23 protein-coding genes and 2 pseudogenes are annotated in these 24,857 nt (G+C 62.7%); 11 read left to right on the top strand and 14 right to left on the bottom strand.

Annotated features, from left to right (window positions below; genetic code table 11):
* Positions 1-9: 9 nt before the first annotated feature.
* The 4 genes from NKI88_RS12450 to NKI88_RS12435 all read right to left on the bottom strand — a co-directional run bounded on the left by NKI88_RS12450 (position 10) and on the right by NKI88_RS12435 (position 4,368).
* A complete protein-coding gene (locus NKI88_RS12450; RefSeq protein ID WP_352655363.1) occupies positions 10-1,089 on the bottom strand; it encodes an ABC transporter ATP-binding protein in 1,080 nt (359 codons plus the stop codon).
* A gap of 13 nt (positions 1,090-1,102) precedes the next feature.
* On the bottom strand, positions 1,103-1,939 hold the full coding sequence (locus tag NKI88_RS12445) for a carbohydrate ABC transporter permease (protein WP_023672164.1): 837 nt from the start codon (positions 1,937-1,939) through the stop codon (positions 1,103-1,105).
* Positions 1,940-1,952: 13 nt separating this feature from the next.
* Positions 1,953-2,813, bottom strand: a complete 861-nt coding sequence (locus NKI88_RS12440; RefSeq protein WP_352513600.1) for a carbohydrate ABC transporter permease — start codon at positions 2,811-2,813, stop codon at positions 1,953-1,955.
* Between the two features lie 286 nt (positions 2,814-3,099).
* Positions 3,100-4,368, bottom strand: coding sequence for an ABC transporter substrate-binding protein (locus NKI88_RS12435; RefSeq protein ID WP_352655361.1), 1,269 nt, complete (start codon positions 4,366-4,368; stop codon positions 3,100-3,102).
* Between the two features lie 106 nt (positions 4,369-4,474).
* Between NKI88_RS12435 and NKI88_RS12430 the strand changes: the two genes are divergently transcribed.
* Complete coding sequence (locus NKI88_RS12430) at positions 4,475-5,344, top strand: helix-turn-helix domain-containing protein (protein WP_023831916.1); 870 nt, start codon at positions 4,475-4,477, stop codon at positions 5,342-5,344.
* A gap of 192 nt (positions 5,345-5,536) precedes the next feature.
* On the opposite strand, the gene NKI88_RS12425 is transcribed toward NKI88_RS12430, so the two are convergent.
* From NKI88_RS12425 to NKI88_RS12415, 3 genes and pseudogenes are all read right to left on the bottom strand, one after another.
* Complete coding sequence (locus NKI88_RS12425) at positions 5,537-6,925, bottom strand: HAMP domain-containing sensor histidine kinase (RefSeq protein WP_023692904.1); 1,389 nt, start codon at positions 6,923-6,925, stop codon at positions 5,537-5,539.
* A 56-nt stretch (positions 6,926-6,981) separates the two neighbouring features.
* Positions 6,982-7,653: a winged helix-turn-helix domain-containing protein gene (locus NKI88_RS12420; RefSeq protein WP_352655358.1), complete on the bottom strand. Its 672-nt coding sequence runs from the start codon at positions 7,651-7,653 to the stop codon at positions 6,982-6,984.
* Between the two features lie 120 nt (positions 7,654-7,773).
* A pseudogene (locus NKI88_RS12415) lies at positions 7,774-8,143 on the bottom strand (hypothetical protein); the annotation flags it as partial.
* Positions 8,144-8,199: 56 nt separating this feature from the next.
* Between NKI88_RS12415 and NKI88_RS12410 the strand changes: the two are divergent.
* Positions 8,200-8,832, top strand: coding sequence for a methyltransferase family protein (locus NKI88_RS12410; protein ID WP_023715721.1), 633 nt, complete (start codon positions 8,200-8,202; stop codon positions 8,830-8,832).
* Here NKI88_RS12410 and NKI88_RS12405 read toward each other — a convergent pair.
* On the bottom strand, positions 8,826-9,041 hold the full coding sequence (locus NKI88_RS12405; protein WP_023672157.1) for a hypothetical protein: 216 nt from the start codon (positions 9,039-9,041) through the stop codon (positions 8,826-8,828). The two genes, NKI88_RS12410 and NKI88_RS12405, sit on opposite strands and share 7 nt — an antisense overlap.
* Positions 9,038-9,793 (bottom strand): COG4280 domain-containing protein, encoded by a 756-nt coding sequence (locus tag NKI88_RS12400; protein WP_352655356.1) that lies wholly within the window; start codon positions 9,791-9,793, stop codon positions 9,038-9,040. The genes NKI88_RS12405 and NKI88_RS12400 overlap by 4 nt, the downstream gene beginning before the upstream one ends.
* A 59-nt stretch (positions 9,794-9,852) precedes the next feature.
* Here NKI88_RS12400 and NKI88_RS12395 point away from each other — a divergent pair.
* Positions 9,853-10,040, top strand: a pseudogene (locus tag NKI88_RS12395) (ABC transporter permease); the annotation flags it as partial.
* Positions 10,041-10,130: 90 nt separating this feature from the next.
* On the top strand, positions 10,131-11,132 hold the full coding sequence (locus tag NKI88_RS12390) for a LacI family DNA-binding transcriptional regulator (RefSeq protein WP_352655354.1): 1,002 nt from the start codon (positions 10,131-10,133) through the stop codon (positions 11,130-11,132).
* A gap of 6 nt (positions 11,133-11,138) precedes the next feature.
* On the opposite strand, the gene ocd is transcribed toward NKI88_RS12390, so the two are convergent.
* Positions 11,139-12,200, bottom strand: a complete 1,062-nt coding sequence (gene ocd, locus NKI88_RS12385; protein ID WP_023692901.1) for an ornithine cyclodeaminase — start codon at positions 12,198-12,200, stop codon at positions 11,139-11,141.
* On the bottom strand, positions 12,197-13,132 hold the full coding sequence (gene rocF, locus NKI88_RS12380; RefSeq protein WP_352655352.1) for an arginase: 936 nt from the start codon (positions 13,130-13,132) through the stop codon (positions 12,197-12,199). The genes ocd and rocF overlap by 4 nt, the downstream gene beginning before the upstream one ends.
* A gap of 146 nt (positions 13,133-13,278) precedes the next feature.
* Here rocF and NKI88_RS12375 point away from each other — a divergent pair, with 146 nt between their 5' ends.
* The 4 genes from NKI88_RS12375 (at position 13,279) to NKI88_RS12360 (ending at position 17,915) form a co-directional block, all read left to right on the top strand.
* Positions 13,279-13,719, top strand: a complete 441-nt coding sequence (locus NKI88_RS12375) for an Lrp/AsnC family transcriptional regulator (protein ID WP_023685065.1) — start codon at positions 13,279-13,281, stop codon at positions 13,717-13,719.
* Positions 13,720-14,309: 590 nt separating this feature from the next.
* Positions 14,310-15,524 (top strand): glycosyltransferase family protein, encoded by a 1,215-nt coding sequence (locus NKI88_RS12370; protein WP_023827409.1) that lies wholly within the window; start codon positions 14,310-14,312, stop codon positions 15,522-15,524.
* A 1-nt stretch (position 15,525) separates the two neighbouring features.
* On the top strand, positions 15,526-16,770 hold the full coding sequence (locus tag NKI88_RS12365) for a glycosyltransferase (protein WP_352655350.1): 1,245 nt from the start codon (positions 15,526-15,528) through the stop codon (positions 16,768-16,770).
* The gene (locus NKI88_RS12360; protein ID WP_352655348.1) at positions 16,767-17,915 is read left to right on the top strand and encodes a glycosyltransferase family protein; all 1,149 of its coding nucleotides are present in this window, start codon (positions 16,767-16,769) and stop codon (positions 17,913-17,915) included. The genes NKI88_RS12365 and NKI88_RS12360 overlap by 4 nt, the downstream gene beginning before the upstream one ends.
* Here the strand turns inward: NKI88_RS12360 and NKI88_RS12355 are convergent.
* A complete protein-coding gene (locus tag NKI88_RS12355; protein ID WP_352655395.1) occupies positions 17,893-18,564 on the bottom strand; it encodes a class I SAM-dependent methyltransferase in 672 nt (223 codons plus the stop codon). The two genes, NKI88_RS12360 and NKI88_RS12355, sit on opposite strands and share 23 nt — an antisense overlap.
* Positions 18,565-18,830: 266 nt before the next feature.
* Between NKI88_RS12355 and NKI88_RS12350 the strand changes: the two genes are divergently transcribed.
* The 3 genes from NKI88_RS12350 to NKI88_RS12340 all read left to right on the top strand — a co-directional run bounded on the left by NKI88_RS12350 (position 18,831) and on the right by NKI88_RS12340 (position 23,010).
* Positions 18,831-21,545 (top strand): ABC transporter transmembrane domain-containing protein, encoded by a 2,715-nt coding sequence (locus NKI88_RS12350; protein ID WP_023818371.1) that lies wholly within the window; start codon positions 18,831-18,833, stop codon positions 21,543-21,545.
* A 34-nt stretch (positions 21,546-21,579) separates the two neighbouring features.
* A complete protein-coding gene (locus tag NKI88_RS12345; RefSeq protein ID WP_023672144.1) occupies positions 21,580-22,047 on the top strand; it encodes a cyclic nucleotide-binding domain-containing protein in 468 nt (155 codons plus the stop codon).
* A 111-nt stretch (positions 22,048-22,158) separates the two neighbouring features.
* Complete coding sequence (locus NKI88_RS12340) at positions 22,159-23,010, top strand: MBL fold metallo-hydrolase (protein WP_023818370.1); 852 nt, start codon at positions 22,159-22,161, stop codon at positions 23,008-23,010.
* 1 nt (position 23,011) lies between these two features.
* Here NKI88_RS12340 and NKI88_RS12335 read toward each other — a convergent pair whose 3' ends face one another.
* Complete coding sequence (locus tag NKI88_RS12335) at positions 23,012-23,770, bottom strand: polysaccharide deacetylase family protein (RefSeq protein ID WP_023818369.1); 759 nt, start codon at positions 23,768-23,770, stop codon at positions 23,012-23,014.
* Positions 23,767-24,855: a glycosyltransferase family 4 protein gene (locus NKI88_RS12330; protein ID WP_352655345.1), complete on the bottom strand. Its 1,089-nt coding sequence runs from the start codon at positions 24,853-24,855 to the stop codon at positions 23,767-23,769. Before NKI88_RS12330 ends, NKI88_RS12335 begins: the two co-directional genes overlap by 4 nt.
* Positions 24,856-24,857 lie beyond the last annotated feature (2 nt).

The raw sequence follows: 24,857 nt of genomic DNA, 5'->3' as shown, positions 1-24,857 counted from the left end.
TGGATGCGCTCAGCGCAGCCGCTGGCCGTTTTCGTCGAACAGATAGGATTTGCGGATGGACACGGTGATCTCCTGGGTGTCGGGGACCTTTGCCGCGTCGCGCTGGATCACCAGGTCTTCGCCATGGGCGGTCCTGGCATAGATGAAGCTGGTGCCGCCGAGATGCTCGACCACGTCGATGCCGACGGTGAGGTCGGCGTCGCCTTCGCCGCCATTGCCGAAATGTTCGGGCCGCACGCCGACAATGACCTTGGCTCCTGTTTGCGGCACGGCGCCGGTCAACGGTTGCATAATGCGGGTCTTTTCCTCGCCCACCAGCTCGACGGTGACGCTGCTCATGTTGCGCCCGACGACGCGGCCCTTGATGAAATTCATCTTCGGCGAGCCTACAAAGCCGGCGACGAACTGGTTGTCGGGATTGTCGTAGAGATCGAGCGGCCTGCCGATCTGCTCGACATGGCCACCGCGCAGCACGACGATCCGGTCGGCGAGCGTCATCGCTTCGGTCTGGTCGTGGGTGACATAGATCATCGTCGTACCGAGCTCCTTGTGCAGGCGCGAGATCTCGACCCGCATCTGGACGCGCAGCTCGGCGTCGAGATTGCTCAACGGCTCGTCGAACAGGAAGACTTGCGGTTCGCGCACGATGGCGCGGCCGATGGCAACGCGCTGGCGCTGGCCGCCGGACAATTGCCTCGGCCGCCGCGCCATCAACTCTGTGATGCGCAGGATTTCGGAGGCCCGCTTCACCCGCCGCTCGGTGTCCTCCTTGGGGTTGCCGGTCATCCTGAGGCCAAAGCTTAGATTCTGCTCCACGCTCATGTGCGGGTAGAGCGCGTAGGACTGGAACACCATGGCGATGCCGCGCTCGGCCGGCTCGACATCGTTCATCACCTTGCCGCCAATGGCGATCTCGCCGCCGCTGATATCCTCCAGCCCGGCGATCATTCTGAGCAGCGTCGATTTTCCACAACCCGACGGGCCGACAAAGACGACGAACTCGCCATCGGCGATATCGATGTTGGCGCCATGGATGATCTCATAGACGCCGAAGCGTTTTACGACATTGGTGAGGGTGACTGCCGCCATATCGCTGTTGTCCCTACTTGACGGCACCGGCGGCGATGCCGGCGATGAAATGGCGCTGCAGCAGCACGAAGACGACCAGCATCGGTACGGTCAGCATGACGGCGCCGGCCATGATGCCGCCCCATGAGACCTTGGTCAGGCCGATCAGCGTGCCGAGCGCCACAGGGGCCGTCATCGCGCCGGGCTGGCTGTTGATCAAAAGCGGCCAGAGATAATTGTTCCACGAGGCTAGGAACAGGATGATGGCGAGTGCGGCCAGCATCGGCCGCGCCAGCGGCAAAGCGACGAACAGGAAGATACGCCATTCCTTGACGCCCTCGACACGTGCCGCGTCGAAAAGGTCGGCCGGCATCATGGAGAAAGCCTGGCGCATGAACAGCACGCCCAGCGAATTGAACAAGGGTGGCACGATCAGCGCAATCCAGGTGTTGGCGAGCTGGAAGTCGCGCGCCACCATGATGAATTGCGGGATCAGCACCACCGCATAGGGCAGCGTGATGGTGCCGAGGATGATCGCCACCACCGCGCCCTTGCCGAAGAACTGATAGCGGGCGAGCGCCCAGCCGGCCATCGAGGTCAGCAGCACCGAGAAGAAGGTGTAGGTCACCGCAACCGCCACCGAAATGCCGATAGCGCCGACGAAATTGGTGTCACGCTGCAGATTGTTGAAATTGTCGACGAAATTGCCGTGCGGCAGAAGCTCGATGCCGGGGCTGAAAATGCCGTTGTCGGGCATGGTCGAAAACACCACCATCATCCACAGCGGAAACAGCCAGATCACCGCCAGCGGCGTCAGGACCAGATGCAGCAGGACGCTGCGGCCGAGCCGGCGTTGCGAGAGCGAACTCATTTCGGCGCCCCTCTCATTTCGGCTCTCGTGTCAGCCACAGCTGCACCAGCGTGATGGCGATTGCCAAGCCCGCCATGGTGTAGGCGACGGCCGAGGCATAGCCGAAATTGAGCGAACGGAAGCCCTGGCGGTAAAGCAAGAGGCCGAGCGTCTCGGTGCCGCCGCCGGGACCGCCGCGCTCGGTGATCAGGAACGGTTCGGTGAAAAGCTGCATGGTGCCGATGATCGACAGCACCGCGCAAAACACGATGACCGGCTTGAGCAGCGGCAGCGTTATGTAGAAGAACTGCTTGAGCTTGCTGACGCGGTCGAGCGTCGCTGCTTCATAGACGTCCTCGGGGATCGACTGCAGGCCGGCGAGCAGGATGATGGCGTTGTAGCCGGCCCAGCGCCAGGTTACCGCGATCATGATCAGCGCCATGGCCGGTGTGACGTTGGAGAACCAGTCGATCTTGGACAGGCCGACGCCGGCGAGCAATTTGTTGATGATGCCGAAATCGAGATTGAACATCAGCCGGAACACGGCGGAATAGGCGACCTCGCCGACCACCACCGGAGCGAAGAAGGCGAAGCGGTAGAGGCCACGTGCTTTCAGCAGCGGCGAGTTCAGCAGCACCGCCATGATGATCGCCAGCGAGATCATCACCGGCACCTGGATCACGAGGATGAGCAGCGTGTTCTTCAGCGCGTTGAAGAAAGCGGGGTCGCCGATCAGGCGGCCCCAGTTGAACGTCGGCGCAAAGCGCCAGGGCACCGTGCGCGTCGCCTGGAAGGAAATCATGAACGAGGAGATGATCGGCCACACCCAGAAGATGGCGAAGATCAGGAGGTAGGGCGTGAGGAAGCGATAGGCCGTGGCGTTCTGGTAGCGCATGGTTCCTCCTCCTTCCTCTTTCCCGGCTGATATCCGGCGTGTTGTTAGCCGGCGTCAATTATTAAGGCTTGGCGCCGCCCCTCATCCCCCTGCCGGGACCTTCTCCCCGTATAGTGACGGGGAGAAGGGGCTTGTTGGGACGCCGCCGGCGATTGGCGAACTGTTGGGCGAGAGCGTCCCCCTCTCCGTCACTATACGGGGAGAGGATGCCGGCAGGCAGGTGAGGGGCAGCGCCAACAGTCCGGCAAATTGCCCTATATCTGGCCCGCCAGCATCACCGCCTTGGTCACTTGATCGGCAGTCCCGTCGCCGAAGCGATCTGGCTGGCGGCGTCGTCGAGGGCGGCCTTGGCATCGGGATAGCCGCCGCCGAGATATTTGGTCTGCACGGCGCGCATGATGATTTCGGCGTCGCTCTGGAACGGCGTGCCGCGGCTCGGCACCACCTTGGGCAGCGTGGCGAGAATGTCCTTCCACACTGCCTGGCCGCCCCAATAGGGCAGGCCCTGCGAGACGTAGGGGTCGTCGAGGGCCGAGATCAGTGACGGCACCAGGCCGAAATCCCTGAGCATGGTGATCTGGCCTTCATTGGTCTCGAGCGTGTATTTCAGATAGGCGTAGGCGGCCTCCTTGTTCTTCGAGGCTGAGGTGATGGCGAGCGACGAGCCTCCGAGATTGGCGGCGCGCGGGCCGTCGGCGGTCAGGCTCGGCATCAGATAGACACCCCATTTGCCGTTTTCGCCGGCGGATTCGGTGCGGATGGTGCCCTCATACCAGCCGCCATAGACCTGGGTGGCGACGGTGCCGGCGGTGTTGTTGGTGATCTTGGTGCCCCAGTCGGCCGACGAGATGATGCCGGCGTCCTTCATGTCCTTGATCTTGGCCAGCGTGTCGACGCATTTCGGCTGGTTGACGGTGATCGACTGCCCATCGGCGGCGAAATAGCCGCAGCCCTGTTCGTTGGAAATCATGCGGAAGAATTCGGTGTCGCCGTTGAAATCGGCATTGGTCATGGTGACGCCGGGATTGGCGGCCTGGACCTTCTTGCCGGCGGCGATGAAATCGTCCCAGGTCTTGATCGAGACCGGATCGACGCCGGCCTTCTCGTAGAAGTCGCGGCGGTAGAAGGCGGCGACCGGGCCGGAATCCCACGGCATGGCGTAGGCCTTGTCGCCGACCTCCAGTTCGGTGCGCTTGAAATCCGGGAATTTCTTCTGGTCGTCGGCGGTGTAGCCCAGCGTGTGCAAATCGACGAAGCAATCGGGGAACTGGCTCCAGTAATTCTCGGCCTCGCCGTTTTCGATCGAGACGATATCGGGCAGGCCGACGCCGCCGGCTGCACAGCCGGCGATCGACTTGTCATAGGTCGGCTGGTTGCCGAGATCCTGAACGGTGACCTTGACGTCGGGATGCTGTTTGTTGAAGCCGGCCACCGTCGCCTTCAGCGACGAAGCGGCGATATTCCAGCTCCAGATCGTGATTTCGCCGGACTGCGCCAAAGCCGGGGTTGAGCCCAGGCCAAGCGCCAGCGCGGCACAGATCAGTGTCGTGCGCATTGAAATCCTCCCATTTCATTTGCTCTCTCTTCGCGAGCATGGCTAGACTAGGCGGCGCGGAAGGCTTGTCCCTGACAACGGGAATAAAAGATGGGCGGAAAGTAAGATGCCGGAACGGCCGTTTTACCAGCCTGGCGCCAGCAGCGTCGAAGGCCTGCCGATGGCTTTGCAGATGTTTCACAACCATCCGCTGGTGATGCTGAAGCCGCATTGGCATGCCCAGGTCGAGGTCAATTTCATCGTCCGCGGCAGCGTGCACTACCGCATGAACGAGCACGAGATCGCGCTCACGGCGGGCGACATGTGCCTGTTCTGGGGCGGGCTGCCGCACCAGATGGACGATCTCTCCGACGACGCCATCTATGCCGGCGCGCATCTGCCGCTGGTGCATTTCTTCCGCCTGCACCTGCCGACGGATGTCCGCCACCGGCTGATGACCGGCGCCACGCTGGTGACATCGGCGACCGACCAGGCCGACCATCACAATTTCGAGCGCTGGAACCGCTATTTCCGCTCGGGCGATGCGGCGATAACCGAGCACGCCGTGAACGAGCTGCTGCTGCGGTTGGAGCGGGTGCGTTTCGAGCCCTACCGGCTGGTGCCGGAAACCGCCATCGGCCAGGAACCCGGCGGCCCGTTCGACCAGCAATCGCTGCGCAATGTCGGTCGCATGTGCGACTTCATCGCCGAGAATTTCCTCTACGACATAGACTGCGTCGACATCGCGGCGGCGGCCGACATCCATCCCAAATACGCCATGAGCATTTTCAAGAAATCGACCGGCATGACGCTCAACGAATATATGAATCTGCTGCGGCTGAGCTACGCGCAGGCGCTGCTGATGCATGAAGACGCCAATGTGCTGCGCGTCGCCATGGATTCAGGCTTCGGCTCGCTCAGCGCCTTCAACAAATCCTTCCGCAAGCTGGCAGGGATGTCGCCCTCGGATTTTCGCCGGGGTGCGGTGGGCCGATAGGTTCAACGGTCATCTTGATCAACCCGCAGCCGTTCCGGGTGGAAACATGTGCAAGGCTAATCGCGACCGCCTTTGTCGGATGCGATCATCAACTTGGAGAAAGTTGTCAGCGACTTGGCGTTTCATGAGCGCCTTCCCCCACTCCGTCGCTGCTTCGCTCGACGGAGTGGGGTCGACCTGGCTCTGGCGTTGTCATTTCAAGCCGGGACCGGTGCCCTCCGCCCGAGGAAACCCGACAATTACCGCCAGCCCAGGCCGGCGATCCTCCAGCGCAATCGTTGCACCATGCAGGTCGGCGATGGCCCGCACAAGGCTGAGGCCCAGGCCGCTGCCGGGCGTGGTGCGGCTGGAGTCCAGCCGGTAGAGCCGCTGGAACACTTTTTCGCGCTCCTGCGCCGGGATGCCGGGGCCATTGTCGGCGACCTCAGCCAGAATGCGGTCGCCTTGCCGCCGCACCGATAGAAGGATTGCCGTGCCATCGGGGCAATGCCGCAGCGCGTTCTCAACCAGATTGGCAAACAATTGCGTCAGCAGGTCGCGGTCGCCGTGGACCAGGCATGGGGTGCCGTGGACGATCGTGGCCGACAGCGACTTGCCGTCATCCTCGGCGACACCGGCGTAGATTTCGGCAATGGCATCGATGACGCCGGTGAGGTCGAGATCGACAAAGCGCGACTTGCGGGCGCCGGCCTCGATCTGGGCAATACGCAACAGCGCATCGAAAGTATCGTTGATCTGCAGGCTTTCCCCACGTGCCTCCGCCAGCTCATCGGCAACGGCCTCACCCCGCGCGGTCCTGTCGGCCGCAGCTTCCAAAATCATCTGCAGCCGGTTGAGCGGCGTCTTCAGATCATGCGCGATGTCGGCGCTGACCTGGCGCATGCCGTCCACCAGCGCCGCCAGCCGCTCCAGCGCGGCGTTGACCTGGCGCGAGACGCCGTCAATGTCGTCGCCATTGCCGAGCAGTGGAATGCGGGCGTCGAGCCGGCCGTTGGAGACATCGTCCATGGTGGTGGCAATGCCGTCGAGGCGACGCTGCACACGCGACGCCAGCAAGGCGCCGCCAGCCACCGCCAGCCCTGAAATGATCAGGGTGGCCCAGCCGAAGCTCATCAAAACGATGCGTTCCAGCTCCTCGGTTTCGGAGAGCGAGAAGGCGATTGTCAGGCTGTTGGGCCCGACCGAACCGGTCCAGGCGCGGTACATAGTGTCCGGCGCAACGCCTGGCAGGGAAGCGGCAAAATCCGAAAAGCCATCGGGAAGGTCGGCGGCGGTGAAATTCCCGGCCAGACGATTGCCGGCGGGATCGGTGAGCGAGAACAGCTGTTCCTTGCTCGGGCTGAGCGCGGCGTGGCTGTCGACTGCCGAAACCAGATCCTCCCGGTCGTTTCCGGCATAGGTCACCGCCACGACCGAATAGGTCTCCTTGACCGACTGGTCGAGCTGCTCGGCAAGATCCGCGCTCATCAGCTGGTAGACGATGGCGCCTGACAGGATGAAGGCGAGCACGAACAGCAAGGCGAAGGTCAGGGCCAGCCGAAACGGCGTGCTGCGCAGCAGGCGAGAGCCTGTCTCAGTCATAGTGCGTTTCAGTCATGGCAAGCTTCAGTCATGGCAAGTTTCTGTCATGCCGCGCCTCAGTCGTGAACACTGTAGCCAGTGTTGCGCACGGTGTGGATCAACGCGGTTTCGAACGGCCTGTCGATCTTGGCGCGCAGCCGGCTGATATGGGTTTCGACGACGCTGGTCTTGGGGTCGAAGTGAAAATCCCAGACCCGTTCCAGAAGCATGGTGCGGGTGATGACGCGGCCCTCGCCGCGCATCAGCACTTCGAGCAGGCTGAATTCGCGCGGCTGCAGGTCGATCGCCTGGCCCTGCCTGGTGACGCGGCGCTGGATCAGGTCCATTTCGAGGTCTGCGATGCGCAGCGTCGTCTTCAGCTCCTGCACCGCAGGGCGACGGCCGAGCGCGTTGATGCGGGCGAGCAGTTCGGAAAAGGCGAATGGCTTGACGAGATAGTCGTCGCCGCCGGCCTCGAGCCCTTCAACCCTGTCGTCGACGCCGCCGACCGAGGTTAGAAAGATCGCCGGCGTGCGCACGCCCGCCGCCCGCACCGCCTTGATCATCGACAGGCCGTCGAGGCCGGGCAGCATGCGGTCGACGACGATCACGTCATAGGCGTCGCGTGTCGCGGCAAACAGCGCGTCATGCCCGTCGCGCAGCAGATCGCAGACATGCCCGGCTTCGCTCCGGCCCTTGACGACATAGTCTGCGGTCCTGGGGTCATCCTCAACAAGGAGAAGTCGCATCTCTGTTCCGGTCTGTTGCCGAGGCTTTGCCAGAGCGGCATGCTAGCACCGGCGGCGGTCCGTTCCTAGAATATCCGCCGGCGCCTGGTCGCTCGTGGTCGTTGCACATGTCCATAAGTGTCATCCGACCGGATCGCGCGCAGGGACAAGCATCCTGCGCAGCACGGCGTCTTTCAGAATAAAATGATGGAAGAGTGCCGCACCGGCATGAATGCAGATCAGAACGATGAATACCGGCTTTGCCCAAGTATGGACATCGCCCAAGGCAATCGTGGTGGTTTGCAGACGGACGCCCAAATTGTCGACCAGATTGTCGGTGATCAAGGTGCCGACGACGCTGATCAGCACCACCGCCAGCCAATAGGCATGGCACATAACGCTTCTGCGCGAATTGCAGCGCCAGCGCGACGACAAGGATGCCGGTCATGATCAGCGAGGTGACGGTCAGTCCGAAGCCAAGATTGACGGCCAGATAGTCGGCCGCCGTCTCGCTAGTGGGTGGCGAGACACCGGCGCTATGAGCCCTGCCGGGGTGCAGGAACTATGATGAGCTACGCTCCCCCCAAGCCGGCAGCGAAGGCGTTCGACCAGCACAAGCGCCTGCTCGTCATACAAGTGGCGGCAGCCCTCGCCGTCATGCTGTTGCTGTTCACCAAGCCCTTTCTCGTCGAAGGCTCGGACGGGCACGAATACATTGAGGCGCTGGGCATCGGCTTCGTGCTGGTCTGCTTCCTTGGCCGTCTGTGGAGCATTCTCTATGTCGGCGGAAGGAAGAACGACGAGCTGGTCACCATCGGCCCGTTCTCGATGAGCCGGAACCCGCTCTACTTCTTTTCCACGGTCGGCGCGGCGGGCGTCGGGTTGATGTACGGCTCGGTGCTGGTGGCGGCGGCGCTGGCTCTGGTGAGCTACCTGGTGTTCCGGGTGACGGTGCGCAAGGAAGCCGAGTTCCTGTTTGGAAAGTTCGGCCCCGCCTACAGCGTCTATGCCGAACGCACGCCGCCTTTCTGGCCGAACCCGCTGCTGTTTCACGATCAAGCCGAACGCCGGTTCTCGACAAAGGCGTTGCGGCGGACATTCACGGACGGGCTCTATTTCCTGGCGCTGTTCCCGGCCATCGAGACGATTGAGCAGTTGCGGATCAGCGGCATGCTGCCGGTGTTTTTCACCCTCTACTGACCGGAGCGCCGTGCCGCGCGGCGCACGCTGTAGAGCAGGATGACGAGGCAGCCGGGCAGAAGCAGGACGCCGCCGGCAAGCGGCGGCAACGCCAGCAGCTTCACTGCCGCGGCAATCGCTACGATCAACAGCAGCGCCAGCGTCGCAAGGCTGCCGTCGTCGATGAACATGCCGACGAGCTCCTTTAGAATGAGGCGGACGACGTTCATCGAGCAACTCCTTGTGCAGCCTTGGGGTAGCTGGCGCGCAACCAGCGCACCATGGCGAAGCACGCGACGGCGATGATTGCGAAGATGGCCAGCAGCGCCAGATCGGCGCCCGGCCAGTCGGTGCCCAGGCCTTCGCCGGTCCAGAAAATGCCGAAGCTTGTCAACATCAGGCCGACGGCGAATTTGAGCGCGTTTTCCGGCACCCGCGCCAGCGGCCTGTGCACCGCAAGGCCGATGATCGTTACCAGGACGAAGGCTGCCAACGCGCCAAGGCTGGCATAGAAGATCTGTGCATGCGCGGCGCCGACGGCAATGACGATGAACACCACCTCGACACCTTCGAGCAGCACCGCCTTGAAGGCCGCGAGCCCGGCCAGATAATCGGCGCGGCGGTCATTGGCCTGCTGCTGCAAAGCGGCGGTTTCCTTTGAAAAGGCCGCGTCCTCGTCATGCAGGGCGATGACGCCGACACTGCGCAAAATGGCCTTTCTCAACCAGCGCATGCCAAACAGGACTAGGAGCACGCCGACGACGAACTGCAGCACCGCAATGGGAATCAGCGCCAGCAGCGGTCCGAAGGCCAGCACCAGAGCCGCCAGCACCGCCAGCGCCAGCGCCGCGCCTGTCAGCGCTGGCCGCCAGCTGCGGGTCACGCCTACCGCCAGCACGATGGTGAAGGCCTCGACCACTTCGACGAAGGAGGCAAGGAACGAGGCGGTCACGGTGGAAAGTATGGGCGTCAGGCCATTCATGAAGGTTTCCTGTCTGCGGGAATCACTGGGCTGAGAAGGATACAGCGCTCCGGCGGAAGGGAGAACGCGCCGGCATCGTCGCCATGGTCTATCTGTTGCGTCAACATCGGTGGCCCGGTCGCCGGCGTTCGCTACGAGCTGCTCGGCGTCGGCGACAATTTTCAAGCCGATCGTGCTAGGCCTTGTCATTGTGCTTGCCGTCATCCTGGACGCCTATCGGGAAAAGCTGTTGAGGGTGATCCGATAAAGCGCGTCGCGCTTTTTGGTTTTTGTTTTATGGATGTCATTTTCCCAGATCCGCCGGACACTCCGGGCGACATGCACTAGGGGACAAGAAATGACGACGATTGCCGATGTCGCGCGCCATGCCGGAGTGTCGGTCGCAACCGTCTCGCATGTGATGAACCGCACGCGCCATGTCGAGCCGGAGACGGCCGAGCGCGTGCATTCGGCCATCGCCGCCTTGCGCTACAGTCCGAACACGCTGGCGCGCAGCCTGAGGCGCGGCGAGACCAAGACCATCGGCCTGCTGCTGCCGGACAATTCCAATCCGTTCTTCGCCGGCGTGGCACGCCAGATCGAGGATGCCGGCTTCCTTGCCGGCTATACGGTGATCCTGTGCAACTCCGACGGCAGCGCCGAGAAGGAGGAGCGCTACCTCCAGGTGCTGATGGCCAAGCAGATCGACGGGCTGATCTTTGCCGGCTCGTCCGATCATGCGCGGGTGTTCTCCAGCCTTCTGCCCGGCGTGCCGGCGGTGCTGCTCGACCGCGAGATCCATTCGGTCAATGTCGATTCCGTGCTGGTCGATCACGATTATGGCGGCTATCTCGCCGGCCGCTATCTGGCCGGGCTCGGTCACGAGAAGATCGGCGTCATCGGCGGCCCGCGCGATTCCAGCTCCAGCCCCGCCCGCCTGCGCGGCTTCGCCAGGGCGCTGCAGGAAGCCGGCCTCGACCTGCCGCCGGCCTCGGTGGTGGATTCCGACTACCACTTCGCCGGCGGCCGCATGGCGATGGAGCGGCTGATGGCGCAGGCGCCGGGGATCACGGCGCTGTTTGCCTGTAACGATCTGATGGCCATGGGCGCGCTGACAGTGCTGCGCGGGCGCGGATTGCGGGTCCCCGGCGACATGTCGATGATCGGCTTCGACGACATACCCTATGCCGTCACCACCTGGCCGCCACTGACGACGATCGCACAGCCGGTCGAGAAGATCGGCACGCGGGCGGTCAGCCTGCTGCTCGAGCGGGTTGCCGAGCCGGCGGCGCATTCGCGCCGCGAAGTGCTCACCCCGGTGCTCGTCGAACGGGAGAGCTGCGCGCCGTTGCGCGGCTGAAGCCCCTCAGGCGGCTGCCGGCTGCAGCGCTGCCCTGAGCAGCATGCCGAAGAGGTCGCGCGGCTCGTCGGGATCGGCGAGCAGGTCGAGCTCCTCGTAGAGGCCGGTGGCCTGAAGCTGGTCTCTGATATAGCGCAGTGCGGAAAAATCCTCGGTGGCGAAGCCGACGGAATCGAACAAGGTGATCTGTTCCGCCGTCTTGCGGCCTTCCGCCTTGCCGGTCATCACCTGCCACAACTCGGTCACCGGATGGTCGGCGTGGAGCTGCTGGATTTCGCCCTCGATGCGCGTCTGCGGCGAGAACTCGACGAAGATGTCGGAGCGCAAAAGGATGTCGCGGTGCAGTTCCGTCTTGCCGGGGCAGTCGCCGCCGACCGCGTTGATGTGCACGCCGGAACCGACCATGTTGTCGGTCAGAATGGTGGCGGACAGCTTGTCGGCGGTCACCGTGGTGATGATGTCGACTCCTTCCACAGCATCCTGGCCGGTGGCGCAGATGGTGATGTCAAAGCCTTTGCCGGCGAGGTTGCGGGCGCATTTTTCCGAAGCCGAGCGGTCGATGTCGTAGAGCCGCAGCCGGTCGATGCCGAGCAGCGCTTTGAAGGCGACAGCCTGGAATTCGGACTGGGCGCCATTGCCGATGATGGCCATCGAGCGCGCGCCTTTCGGCGCCAGATATTTGGCCGCGACAGCGGAGGTCGCCGCGGTGCGCAGCGCCGTCAGGATCGTCATTTCGGTGAGCAGCATCGGATAGCCGGAGCCGACATCGGCGAGCACGCCGAAGGCGGTGACGGTCTGGCGCCCCTCGCGCATGTTCTTGGGATGGCCGTTGACATATTTGAAGCCGTATAGCCGGCCGTCGCTGGTCGGCATCAGTTCGATGACGCCGTCATGGCTGTGCGAGGCGATGCGCGGCGTCTTGTCGAACAGCTCCCAGCGGCGAAAATCCTCCTCGATATAGGCGGCGAGTTCGGTGAGGAACCGCTCGACGCCGATGGTCAGCACCAGCTTCATCATGCGGTCGACGCTGACGAAGGGGACGATGGCAAGGCGGGAAGGCTGGGTCATGCAATGCTTCCGGAATGGCTGCGGGTCGGGCGGTCCATGATGCGCCGGCCCATCAGGCTGGCGGCGAGGTCGACAATCAGCGTGGCGGTGCGGCCGCGCTCGTCGAGGAACGGGTTGAGCTCGACCAGATCGAGGCTGGAGACCAGGCCGCTGTCGGACAGCATCTCCATCACCAGATGCGCCTCGCGAAAAGTGGCGCCGCCGGGCACGGGGGTGCCGACGGCCGGCGCGATGGAGGGGTCGAGGAAGTCGACGTCGAGGCTGACATGCAGTAGGCCGTTTGCCTTTTCGACGATGGCCAGGAAGGCGCGCAGCAAAGGCGCAACGCCGTGCTCGTCAATGGTGCGCATGTCGTGCACGGTCACGCCCGCTTCGCTCAGTGCCCGGTGCTCCGCCGGATCGACGCTGCGCAGGCCCATGACGCAGATGTGGGCAGGATCGACGGCGACAGGCAGGTCCGGGAAATAACCGTTGAAGCCCGGCCGGCCGCTGGCATAGGCGAGCGGCACGCCGTGCAGATTGCCGCTGACGGTGGTATCGAGCGTGTGGAAATCGGGATGTGCGTCGAGCCACAGCACGAAGAGCGGCCGGCCGCGTTCGGCGGCGCGGCGGGCTATGCCCGACACCGTGCCGGCCGATATCGCGTGGTCGCCGCCAAGGAAGATCGGCATGGCGTCTCGCGAAGCCGCATAGGCGGTCTCGGCAATTGCCGCCGTCCAGGCGGAAATCTCCGGCAGGGCCTTCAGCGCGAGATTGCCGTGGACGATTGCGCGCACGGCGGCCGGTTGCACCGCGCCCCAGTCCTCGACCTCGTGGCCGAGTTCCGACAGCACCGAGACAAGCCCGGCCGTGCGCAGCGCGCTCGGCCCCATCTCGCATCCCATCCTGCCGGCGCCGTCCTGCACCGGCGCGCCAACGATCCTGCAGCGCATGGTTTTTGGTGTCCTTGCAAATTGATTGGGCAATTGATGCGTGGAATGAACCATCCTGGACCGGCAGTTTGAACAGGCGAAATTGGCATTTCGAGAAGAATGATTTATCAATTCGATAAGTCAGTTTGGTCAAATTGGATAGTATCATGGACTTGCTCGACGAAAGGCTGGTCACGCTGCTCAGGCATGATGCCCGGCGCAGCATCTCCGATCTCGCGGTCGATCTCGGGGTGTCGCGCGCCACGGTCAGGGCGCGCATGGAGCGGCTGGAAAAAACGGGCGAGATCATCGGCTACACGGTGGTGCTGCGCGCCGACGCGGTCGACCAGCGGATACGCGGCGTGATGATGATCGAGATCGAGGGCCATGCCGCCGACCGCGTGGTCCGGGCGCTCGGCGGCCTCGCCGAGGTTTCGACCATTCACACCACCAATGGCCGCTGGGACCTGGTGGTCGAACTCGGAACGGCGTCGCTCACCGATTTCGACGCGGTGCTTAGGCGGATACGGCTCATCCCGGGGATAACCGGCAGCGAGACAAGTCTGCTGCTGGCAACGCCGAGGACGACAAGGGCAAGGTTGGCGTAGCCGTCCTTCCGGCCGGCGTGTTCACGCAAAGCTTTGTGACGGATCTGGCGAATGGGTCGCCTGGCTGACGAATCTCATTGGGGCCGCAGCTATCCTCCACATGACGGAGGAAGCCGGCATGACGCGAGATTGCACCAGCTTCAACGGTGCAAGGACCGGACGCTTGCCACAGGCCAAGGCTGATGGCAGGATAAAAGGCCGCAACGTGCGGCCTCTGGCGGCCGTTGTGTTTCGATGGATTATGAAGCATTTTCCCAAGGTGCGGGTTCTCCTCACAATGTGCGGCAGCCTCGTTTCGCCTTGGTCGCCCTTGATTTTTCGCAATGTGCGCTTTGCCTGCCTCAGGCCGCAGGGCATTTAATTCCACGGGGTCAAGCCTCATGACAGAGATTTGTGCTCGGGCCGTCTATCGTCGGCGAAGACAAGGCATGGCGCCACAATCAGCGCCCCTGGCATTCGTGACCTGGTGAAGAATGCCGTTGCGTACCTCTCGCCCCCATGTTTCAAAACAGGTCGATAGACCCGCGAGAATGGTTTCGAAGCCTGCGGGGTTGCCCACGGTCCGGCGAGAATTCTAAAAGACGTTCACAATGACACAGCACGCAAAAGACGCACGAATTCTCATGTACAGCCACGACACGTTCGGGCTCGGCCATTTGCAGCGTTGCCGAACGATCGCGCATTCGCTGGTCGGGGATTTCCGCGGACTTCAGGTGCTAATCATTTCGGGCGCCACCATCGCCGGCGCCTTCGACTACCGCGCCCGCGTCGACTTCGTGAAGATCCCCAGCGTCATCAAGCTGCGCAACGGCGAATACACCTCGCTGGAAAAGGACATCGATCTGCACGAGACGCTCAGGATGCGGCAGTCGATTATTCGCCACACAGCCGAGAGCTTCCGGCCGGATATCTTCATCGTCGACAAGGAACCGCTGGGGCTGCGCGGAGAGATCGAGGATACGCTGTCCTACCTCAAGACGCGGGGCACCACGCTCGTGCTTGGCCTGCGCGAGGTGATGGACGCGCCGCATTTGCTCGAAGCGGAGTGGGCACGCAGGGATGTGATGCGCAAGATAGGCCTGTTCTACGACAAGGTCTGGGTCTATGGCCCGCCGGATTTCTACGATCCGCTGACCGGCCTGGAGGTGCCGCCGGCGGTCAGGGCAAAGATGAAGTTCGTCGGTTTCCTGCAACGGAGCCTGCAGCAGAACCAGTTGCCCGGCCACCGGCCCGAGGGCGACTATATCCTGGTTACCACCGGTGGCGGCGGTGACGGCGCCGACCTGATCCACAACGTCATCGAGGCCTATCAGCAGGATTCGCGATTGCAGCACCGGGCGCTGATCGTGCTTGGGCCCTACATGCCGGCGCGCAAGCGCAACAAGCTGGTCCGGAAGGGGGCCAAGATCCCCTATGTCAAGATCATCGAATTCGACAACCGGATGGAAGAGCTGATTGCCGGCGCCAAGGCGGTGGTGGCGATGGGCGGTTACAACACCTATTGCGAGATACTGTCTTTCGACAAGCCGGCGCTGATCGTGCCGCGCGTCACGCCGCGCGAGGAACAGCTGATCCGGGCACGGCGCGCAGCCGAACTCGGCCTCATTGAAATGCTTTTGCCTGAGGAAGCCGAGGATGCCCAGCGGTTTGCCGATGCGCTGCAGGTTTTGCCGGGCCGGCCCCGCCCATCGCAGAGCAATGCGCATCTGACGCTGGAAGGGCTGCCTCATATTTCCGAAATCGTCGCGGAACTGCTCGACCGGCGGGCCGGCCATCACCTTTCGGTCATTGAAGGCATGAACTGAGTTGCAACACCGCAAGATCGTCGTGGTTCTGAAGGGCTATCCGCGGCTGTCGGAAACCTTCATCGCGCAGGAATTGCTCGGTCTCGAGCGTGCGGGGTTCGACCTGATACTTTTCGCGCTCAGGCGGCCGACCGACGCAAAACGTCATCCCGTGCATGATGAGATCAAGGCCCCCGTCCACTATCTACCGGAATATCTGCACAGAGAGCCGCTGCGCGTGGTTCGGTCGCTGTTTGCCTGTCTGCCGCGGCCTGGCTTCTGGCGCGCGCTCAAATCGCTGGCTGCCGATATCCGCCGCGACTTTACCCGCAATCGCGCGCGCCGCTTCGGGCAAGCGCTGGTGCTGGCGGCCGAATGGCCGCAAGACGCGGGCTGGCTGCATGCCCATTTCGCGCACACGCCGGCATCTGTGACGCGCTATGCCAGCCAGCTTCGTGGCTTGCCCTGGAGCTGCTCAGCCCATGCCAAGGACATCTGGACGTCGGCGGACTGGGATCTGGCCGGCAAGCTTTCCTCGGCGCGCTGGACGGTCACGTGCACGAAAACCGGCTTCGACCGTCTGAAAAAACTCGCCAACGGCAGTTCGTCCGTGCATCTGAGCTATCATGGGCTCGACCTTGACCGCTTCGGAAGTTTCGGCGAGGCGCGAAAACAGCATGACGGCTCGGCGCCGGCCGAACCGGTCATGATCTTGAGTGTCGGGCGCGCCGTTGAAAAGAAAGGCTACGATACGTTGCTGGAGGCTCTTGCCCTCTTGCCTGGCGATCTGGCGTGGCGTTTCGAGCATATCGGCGGCGGCGAGGAGCTGAAACGGCTCAAGGCGCTGGCGCAAAAGCTCGGACTGGATGGCCGCGTCTCCTGGAAAGGCGCGCTGGCGCAGGAGGAGGTGCTCGAGCGCTACCGCAGCGCCGACATCTTCGCTTTGGCCTGCAGGATCACCGCGGATGGCGACCGGGACGGTCTGCCGAATGTGCTCGTGGAGGCGGCCAGCCAGCGGCTTGCCTGCGTGTCGACCGATATTTCCGGCGTGCCGGAACTTTTGTCGTCGGATGAAACCGGGCTGCTGATTCCCTCGGAAAACCCGACTGCCCTGGCACAGGCGCTGGAGCGCCTGATCCGCGATCCCGTCCTGCGCGCCCGCCTCGGCGACGCCGCGGAGCGGCGCGTGCGAAGCAATTTCGACCATGTGGCAGGCATTGGACAGCTCAAGGAACTGTTCGAGCGGGAGTGGCGGGCCGCCGAATGAAGCGGCTGCGCGCTTTCTTCTATGTTCAGCACCTGCTCGGCATCGGCCATCTCGCGCGCGCCAGCCGCATTGCGGCGGCTCTGGTCGATGACGGGTTCGACGTCACCGTCGTGACCGGCGGAGCGCCGATCGCGGGATTTCCGGGATCGGGTGTAAAATCCGTGACCCTGCCGCCTGTCACCTCCGGTGACGAAGGATTTTCCGGACTTGTCGACCTGCAGGGCAAAGCCATCGACGATGATTTCAAGAGGCGGCGCTCAGAGATGCTGCTGCAGGCTTTCCGGGATTACAGGCCCGACATCGTCATTATCGAGGCGTTTCCCTTTGGGCGCCGGCAGATGCGTTTCGAACTCTTGCCACTGATCGAGGCCATCGAAGCGACATCGCCCAGACCGCTGCTGGCGGCGTCCGTCCGCGACATCCTTCAGGAGCGCGTGAAGCCGAGCCGAAACGAGGAAACGGTCGATCTCGTCAACAGGCATTTCGATCTTGTCATGGTCCATGGCGATCCGGCTTTCGCAACCATCGACAAGACATTTCCGCTGGCTGGGGCGATCAGGGCCGAGGTCGCCTACACCGGGCTCGTTGCCGCGCCGCCGGCGCAAGCGGCCTCAGAGCGCTTCGACGTTCTGGTGTCGGTTGGCGGCGGAGCGGCCGGAAAGCGCCTTGTCAGATCCACCGTCGCGGCGGCGCGAAATGCCGATAACGCCTGGACATGGTGTTTGATCACCGGCCCAAACCTGCCGAAGGATGAGTTTGACGCGATTTCACGCGATGCCTCCCCACGCCTGTCCATTTTCCGGTTCCGCGAGGATTTCGCCAGCCTGCTGACCGGCGCCCGCCTGTCGGTCTCGCAGGCGGGTTACAACACGGTCTGCGATGTCATGCGCGCGGGGTGTCGCTCGCTGCTCGTTCCATTTGCAGCCGGCGGGGAAACCGAGCAGACGCGTCGCGCCCTGATGCTCGAAGAGCTCGGTCTTGCAACGGTGCTGACGGAACAGGACCTGACGCCTGAAGGTCTGGCGCATGCGATCGAGCAGGCGCTTGCGGGACCGCCGCCAGCCGCGCATCGCCTCGATCTGGAAGGGGCGCGGCGCTCGGCGCAAATCCTGCGCGAGCGCTTCAAACAGTTCCAATCAGCATGAAGCGTGTATAATTTTTTGTCGGCAATTCGCCGGAGAACCTGATCTGCCGCAGCGCCGCCATGGCTTCGAAGGCTGCAAGTGACGCCACGCAGTTGATGTGCGTCGGCTCGCTGAAATAATCGTTCGATTGCAGCAGCACGTTCGTACCCCGCGGAAGCAGGGCAAGCCAGGCGCTGAGATCGGCGATGTGTTCGCAGCTCGTATTGACCACCAGGTCGGGTCGGCCGGCGCCATAGTCGAGTGCGTACATATCTGCCGTCAGTGCTTGAAACCGCTCGCCGGCTTGCCGGTTGAGTGTCCGGGCGACCGCGCCGACTTCGGGATCGATGTCGATGCTGTCGATCGCCCCGATGTCGAAGCGGGCGTCGTTGAAAAGCATCGCCGGCAATACGCCGTACCATCCACCCAGAACCCATATGCGTTCGAACCGGCCGCCGTCGCTTTCGAACAGCATGTCAAGCGCCCACATCTTGCAGGCGACCTGCTTGTGGTTGAAGGCATTGGCGATATCGGCCTGCGGATGCTTGGCGATGACGCGCGCCAGCCCGGTCACGAGAGGGTGGTCGACATAGGCGGCAATTCCCCGCGTGAGGTCCAGGGCTTGCTCATGCCCATCCATGCCGGCATTGCGTGGTTGCGTGACATCCATCATATTCGTCTTCTATGTTGGGATTTCGGGCGACACAACGCAATCTTGCCTCATGCAAGGCTGTTCGACTTGCGGACGCGATTGTGCCGCAAGCCGTTTCGCCATTGCCCCGAGGAGGCCGATTGCATTTGTCCGGACCATCGGCCTCCATCCGGCTGGCGCGCAGCTGCCGCTTCGAGCTCGTCGTTGGCGGCGAAGACATGGCCGATACACCATTCGCCAGCAGGTGCCTTTACATTCCGCATCCTTCAAACTGACAATCGCATATGGAAACCAGCCTAGCCCGCTATATCTGGACGCACACCAGGAAGCAGCAGCTCTGGATATTGATGATCGTCGTGCTTTCGATGGTCCCGTATTTCATGTCGTTCGACCTGCCGAAGCTGATCGTCAACGGCCCGATCCAGGGAAAGGGGTTCGAGCAACCGGGCGCGACCCTGCCATTCATGCGGTTGCACTATAACCTGCCGTTCATCGGCGAGGTCCAGTTCTTCTCCGGTTTTCAACTGGACCGCACCTCGACGCTGCTTGCGCTCAGCCTTGTGTTCCTCTTGCTGGTCGTCATCAACGGCTTGTTCAAGCTCTACATCAACACTTACAAGGGCCGGCTCGGCGAACGCATGCTGCGGCGTATTCGTTTCGATCTGGTCGATCGTGTGCTGCGGTTTCCGCCGATTTACTTCAAGCGGGTGAAATCCGCCGAAGTGGCGACCATGGTGAAGGACGAGGTGGAGCCGCTGGGCGGCTTCATTGGCGATGCCTTCCTGCAGCCGGTGCTGCTCGGCGGCCAGGCGCTGACGGCCATGCTGTTCATCATGGTCCAGAACGTCTGGCTCGGAATGATAGCGGTCGTGATCGTGGCGATCCAAATTGTGCTTATCCCGCGAATGCGGCGGCGGCTGCTCGTGCTGGGGCGCCAGCGGCAGTTGACGGCGCGCGCGCTTTCAGGCCGGGTTGGCGAAATCGTCGACGGCATCGGCGCGGTTCACGTCCACGATACGTCGAACTACGAGCGCGCCGACATAGCAGCCCGGCTCGGGCTCATCTTCAAAATCCGCTTCGATCTTTACCAATGGAAATTCATGGTAAAGTTCCTCAACAATTTTCTCGCGCAGCTCACGCCCTTTCTGTTCTACATGATCGGTGGCTATCTGGTTATCCAGGGGCGGTTGGATGTCGGCCAGCTCGTGGCCGTGATCGGCGCTTACAAGGACTTGCCCGGACCGATGAAGGAACTGATCGACTGGGATCAGGACCGGCAGGATGTCCAGGTCAAATATCAGCAGGTCGTCGAACAGTTCACCGTCGAGAATATCATCGCGCCGGAAATCGGAGCACTGACGATCGACGATCCCGATCCGATGACCAAGCCGCTGTCGGCGATCAGCCTGTCCATAGCCGACGATGGCGGCGCAATGCTCCTCAATCGCATCTCGCTCGAGGTCAAGCCGGGTGAGACGGTGGCGCTGGTCAGCACCGCAACAGGGGGAGCGGAGGCGCTTGCGGAAGCCTTTGCGCGGCTGACCTGGCCGGACAGCGGAAGGATCGTTTCGGGCTCCGATGACTTGCTTGATCTCCCCGAAGCCGTGACCGGCCGGCGCATGTCCTACGCTTCGTCGGATGTTTTCCTGTTCCAGGCAAGCCTGCGCGACAATTTGCTCTACGGGTTGAAGCATGCGCCGCTGACATCGGTGACATATGACGGCGCCGCGGCGGACCAGCACCGTTGGAATATCGACGAGGCGCGCCGGTCGGGCAATCCGGATCTCGATATCCGCAGCGACTGGATCAACTATGCCTCCGCCGGCGCCACCGGCCCGCACGACCTCTTTGAAGCCGTGCGCCGGGTGCTCGACGCGGTTCTTCTGTCGCGCGACATTCTGGATCTAGGCTTGCGCTCTTCGGCCGACCTCAAGCGCCACACGAAGCTTGCCGGGCGGATCGTCGAATTGCGTGCGGCGCTGCGAACCCGGTTGGAGGAAGAAGGCCTGAGCGCGCTGGTGGTTCCTTTTGAACCGGGCGCCTACAACAAGGAAGCGACGATCGGCCAGAACCTGCTCTTCGGCGCTGCGGCCGGCCCCGAACTGGCTCACAAGGCACTGGCGTCCAATCCCTATTTTGCTTCCGTGCTGAAGCAAGCCGGCCTCGACCGCACGCTCTACGAAATGGGCATGGAGATCGCCGAACAGGCGATCGAGCTGTTTGCCGACCTGCCGCCCGAACACCAGTTCTTCCAGCAGCTCGCCTTCATGAGCGCCGAGGAGATACCCGCCTACGAAACCTTGCTGCAACGGCTCAAGAATCGCCCCTACGATGCGGTTTCGGAGAACGACCGCGCCATGATGGTCACGTTGAGCTTTGCCTATATCGAGCCCCGGCATCGCTTCGGCCTGCTGACCGACGAGCTGATGAGCAAGATCATCGCTGCACGCAACCAGTTCTATGAAAACCTGCCGGCCGAGCTGGAGAAAGCTGTCGAACGGTTTGACCCTGCCAAATACATCGCCGCGGCCACCGTCATGGACAACGTCCTATTCGGGCGTGTCGGCAACAACCATCCCGACGCGCCGGACCGTATTCGCTCCATCGTCTATGATATTCTTGACGAACTGGGGCTTTATGCCGAGCTTCTGGATGTCGGCCTGGACTTCAACGTCGGCGCCGCCGGCAGGCGGCTGACCGGCGGACAGCGACAGAAGCTCGATGTTGCCCGCGCCTTGCTCAAGCGTCCCGATTTCCTCATTCTCAATCGGCCGCTGTCGGCGCTCGACCAGCGCGTGCAGGACAAGGTGCTGCGGAATGTGCTCGACGAAGCCGGACGCGACGGCCATTCGCCGGCAATTGTGTGGGTGGTGACGAATCCGGCAATGGCGGCGATGTTCGATCGGGTTGTGGTCTTTGACTCAGGCCAATTGGTGGAAGACGGAACACACGAGACACTCTTGGCGGGAAACGGTATCTTCAAGGAACTTGTGTCATAGTCTGGCAAACGCGAATTCAGGAAGGTTTGCGACAATGCTGCTCAAGGATGAAGTTGGAATGCTGCAACGCGTTCCCTTGTTCTCTGGCATCGAGCCGACAAAGCTCAAGCTGCTCGCGTTCACGTCCGATCGCGTGAACTACAGTGCCGGCCAGATTCTTTTCCGGCAGGGCGACGAGGCAGACGCCGCCTATGTCATCCTTTCGGGCAGTGCGGATATTCTGGTCGATTCCGACAATGGCCCGATCAAAGTTGCCGAATTGCTGCCAAATTCGATCGTTGGCGAGATTGCCATATTGTGCAACAGCTCCCGTACTGCCACCGTCAAAGCGGCAAGTGAGCTGGAGGCCTTGAGAATCCGCAAGGACCATTTCCTGAGGCTTATGAAGGAGTTTCCCGAAATGACCATCGAAATATTGCGGGTTCTTGCCGATCGGCTAAGCAGTACGACCGCGGACCTGATCGACGCACGAACCGCCGAGAGCGATTCACAGTTGCACTGAAACGGCGAGCCGCTCTGTTTCTTTGTTTTGATACAGTTTCCGGAACCGTGTCACACCTTTCCTGGAACGACTCTGGCAGCAGTTGGTTGGCTACGATGGGCGAAAGGGTGCATGGACGACGATTTCTTCCTTGTCAGGTTCTGGGGCGTGCGCGGCAGCATTGCGGTGTCGGGGCCAGAATTTGCTCGCTATGGCGGAAACACGATCTGCATCGAGATGCAATGCGGCAAGCATACGCTTCTGTTCGACGCGGGGTCCGGCCTGCGGTCTGCCGGCAGGACGCTTCGAGCGTCGGGCGTCACCGATTTCGACCTGTTTTTTACCCATTGCCATTACGATCACATCATCGGGCTGCCGGCTTTCAAGCCTATTTATGAACGAGGCATCAAAGTTACGCTTTGGTCCGGGCATCTGGCTGGACGCATGACGACGCGGCAGATGGTCGATGAATTCATTCGGCCGCCATGGTTTCCGGTGACACTCGGTGTCTGCAAGGCGAGCCTCGACTGCCGCGATTTCGCATCCGGAGACCTGCTTCGGCCACGCGAAGGAGTTGTTGTACGAACCGGTAGTCTTACCCATCCGGGCGGCTGCATCGGCTACCGGGTCGAATGGGGGGGCCGCGTCGTGGCGGTCATCACAGACACCGAGCACGAGCCGGGCAAACTCGATCCGGCGGTGCTCGGTCTGATCGAGAATGCCGACCTCGTCATTTACGATTGCACCTACACCGAGGAGGAAATGGAGCGCTACCGCGGCAACGGGCACTCGACATGGCAACAGGGCGTCAAGCTCTGCGAGGCGGCCGGCGCGCGCGGGCTTGCGCTGTTTCACCACGATCCGGCACGCACAGACGATGAGCTGGACGAGATGGAGAAACTGGCCAAGGACAGATTTGCCGGCGCTTTTGCGGCGCGGGATGGCCAGACGCTCACATTTCCAGTCTTGCACAAAAAGCGCTGAGCTATTTTCCGGCGCTGCGTTCTGTCAGTGTGCTGATCGGAAGCCATGCGCAGGCTTCTGCCCGCGCGGTGATCGTGAACAGCCGTTCGAGGAAAAGCCAGGCCGATTCATCATGGACGAGATGGTGGGTGAGCAGGCCGACCGGTTCGCCGCCGTCGAATGCACGCTGCAATTGCGCGACGATGGCCTGAACCAACAGACCATGATCGCGGCAGCCGCGCGTGCCATGCCAATCCATGATGTCGACATTGCTGTTGATGACCGCCAGGGAAGCCGGCCTTGGCGGCCCGAACACCGACAATGCCGCAAATCCTATCGATCCGAGGTCGGGTACCAGACCGGCGTCGATCCGGTTCCAGGGCGGCACCAGCATCGGAACCGCACGTGCGCCGTGCAGGCCTGTTACGCGCGACAGCCCGCCGGCCAGCTCATCCAGCACCACCTCGCGTGGCCGATGCGCGCCGAGCTCCTGCTTTTTTTGACCCTCGGGCGCATGATTTCGGTGCGCCCAGCCATGAATGGCGACCGTGGCATGCGGCGCCGCGTCAAGCCGGACGACAAGCGTCCCGTCGGTCCGGGCCGGAATGACGGCCAGAGTGACCGGCACCGCGAAGTCACCGGTGAGGTCGAGCAACCGATCGAGCGCCGGCGTCGGATCCACGGCGTCATCGTCGCGCAGCCAGAACTCTGCCTTGCGGCCCGCCCGTTGCCGGTACGCCAGCTCGTCCACCAGGGGCTGCCAAGTCGGGTCGGATGTCATGACAACGGGATCATCTTGAGAAGTTCCGCCAGACGGGCCTTTGCAGCACCGAGAGAGCGTTCTTCGAGAACGAAACGTCTGGCCTCTGCAGCCATGATGGTTCTTTCATCATTATTGGCCAGAAGCCTTGCAATTGCGGAAGCGAACGCCGCCACATCGCCTGGCGGGGTGAGAAGCCCGGTCTGGCCATGCCGCACGACCTCCGGCACGCCGGCAATGTCCTGAGCCACCACCGGAAGGCCGGCGGCCTGTGCTTCAAGATAGGCAATGCCATAGGCCTCGCCGTAACCCGGCCAGACGTAGATTCCCCCGCGATAGAGGACATCCGGCACGGCGACCGGCTCAATCGCGCCAAGCCATTCGATACGGTCGGCGGGCAAGCCGGCGAATTGCGCCTTTACCTCGTCACGGGCAGGTCCGTCCCCGACGACCGACAGCGTCCAGGGGAGGTGGCCGATCAACCCGAGCGCCTGCGCCAGCATGCGATAGCTCAAGACCTTGTCGCCCGGGCGCATCATGGCGACGGTCACGAGGCGCGTCGGATAATCCAGTACCGGCATTTCGTGGAATGCCGATGTGTCGATGAAGGGTGAAAGCATACCGAGAGCGGCGTGGGGAACAGCATCCGCCAGCCCCTGGCGATCCCTTTGCGTGAAGCAGATGTTCAGCGCCGCCTGCTCGATGGCTCGCGCCACCAATGCCTGGCTATCGGCCCACGAACCGGCGTTGCGCCGTTCGGAATAGGAGGCTTCGGCCGTCACATAGGGGACAGCAAAGGCCAACGCCAGCTCGGGCCCGATCAGGTCGGGCGCCTTGTAGTAGGGATGATAGGAGAACCAGAGATCGGGCTTGCCGTCACGGTCCCAAAGCCTTGTCAGTCGCGCGGCTTCGTCCCGGGCCTGGATCATGAGCGCATCGAAACTTTTCGGTTCCGGCTGGCGTAGATAGAAGCGCAACTCCGATGCCAGTTCGACGCTATGCCCGCCATGCTGCAGCGCCTGGACCAGCATCCGTGCCATCTGGCGGTCGCCGGAGACAACGGGATGATTGGGCGACTTCAGCGGGGCGTAGAAGGCAATTCGCATCG

It is taken from the genome of Mesorhizobium sp. M0317, assembly GCF_040321555.1.
Taxonomy (GTDB): domain Bacteria; phylum Pseudomonadota; class Alphaproteobacteria; order Rhizobiales; family Rhizobiaceae; genus Mesorhizobium.
This window is presented reverse-complemented; position numbering and strand designations above follow the sequence as displayed.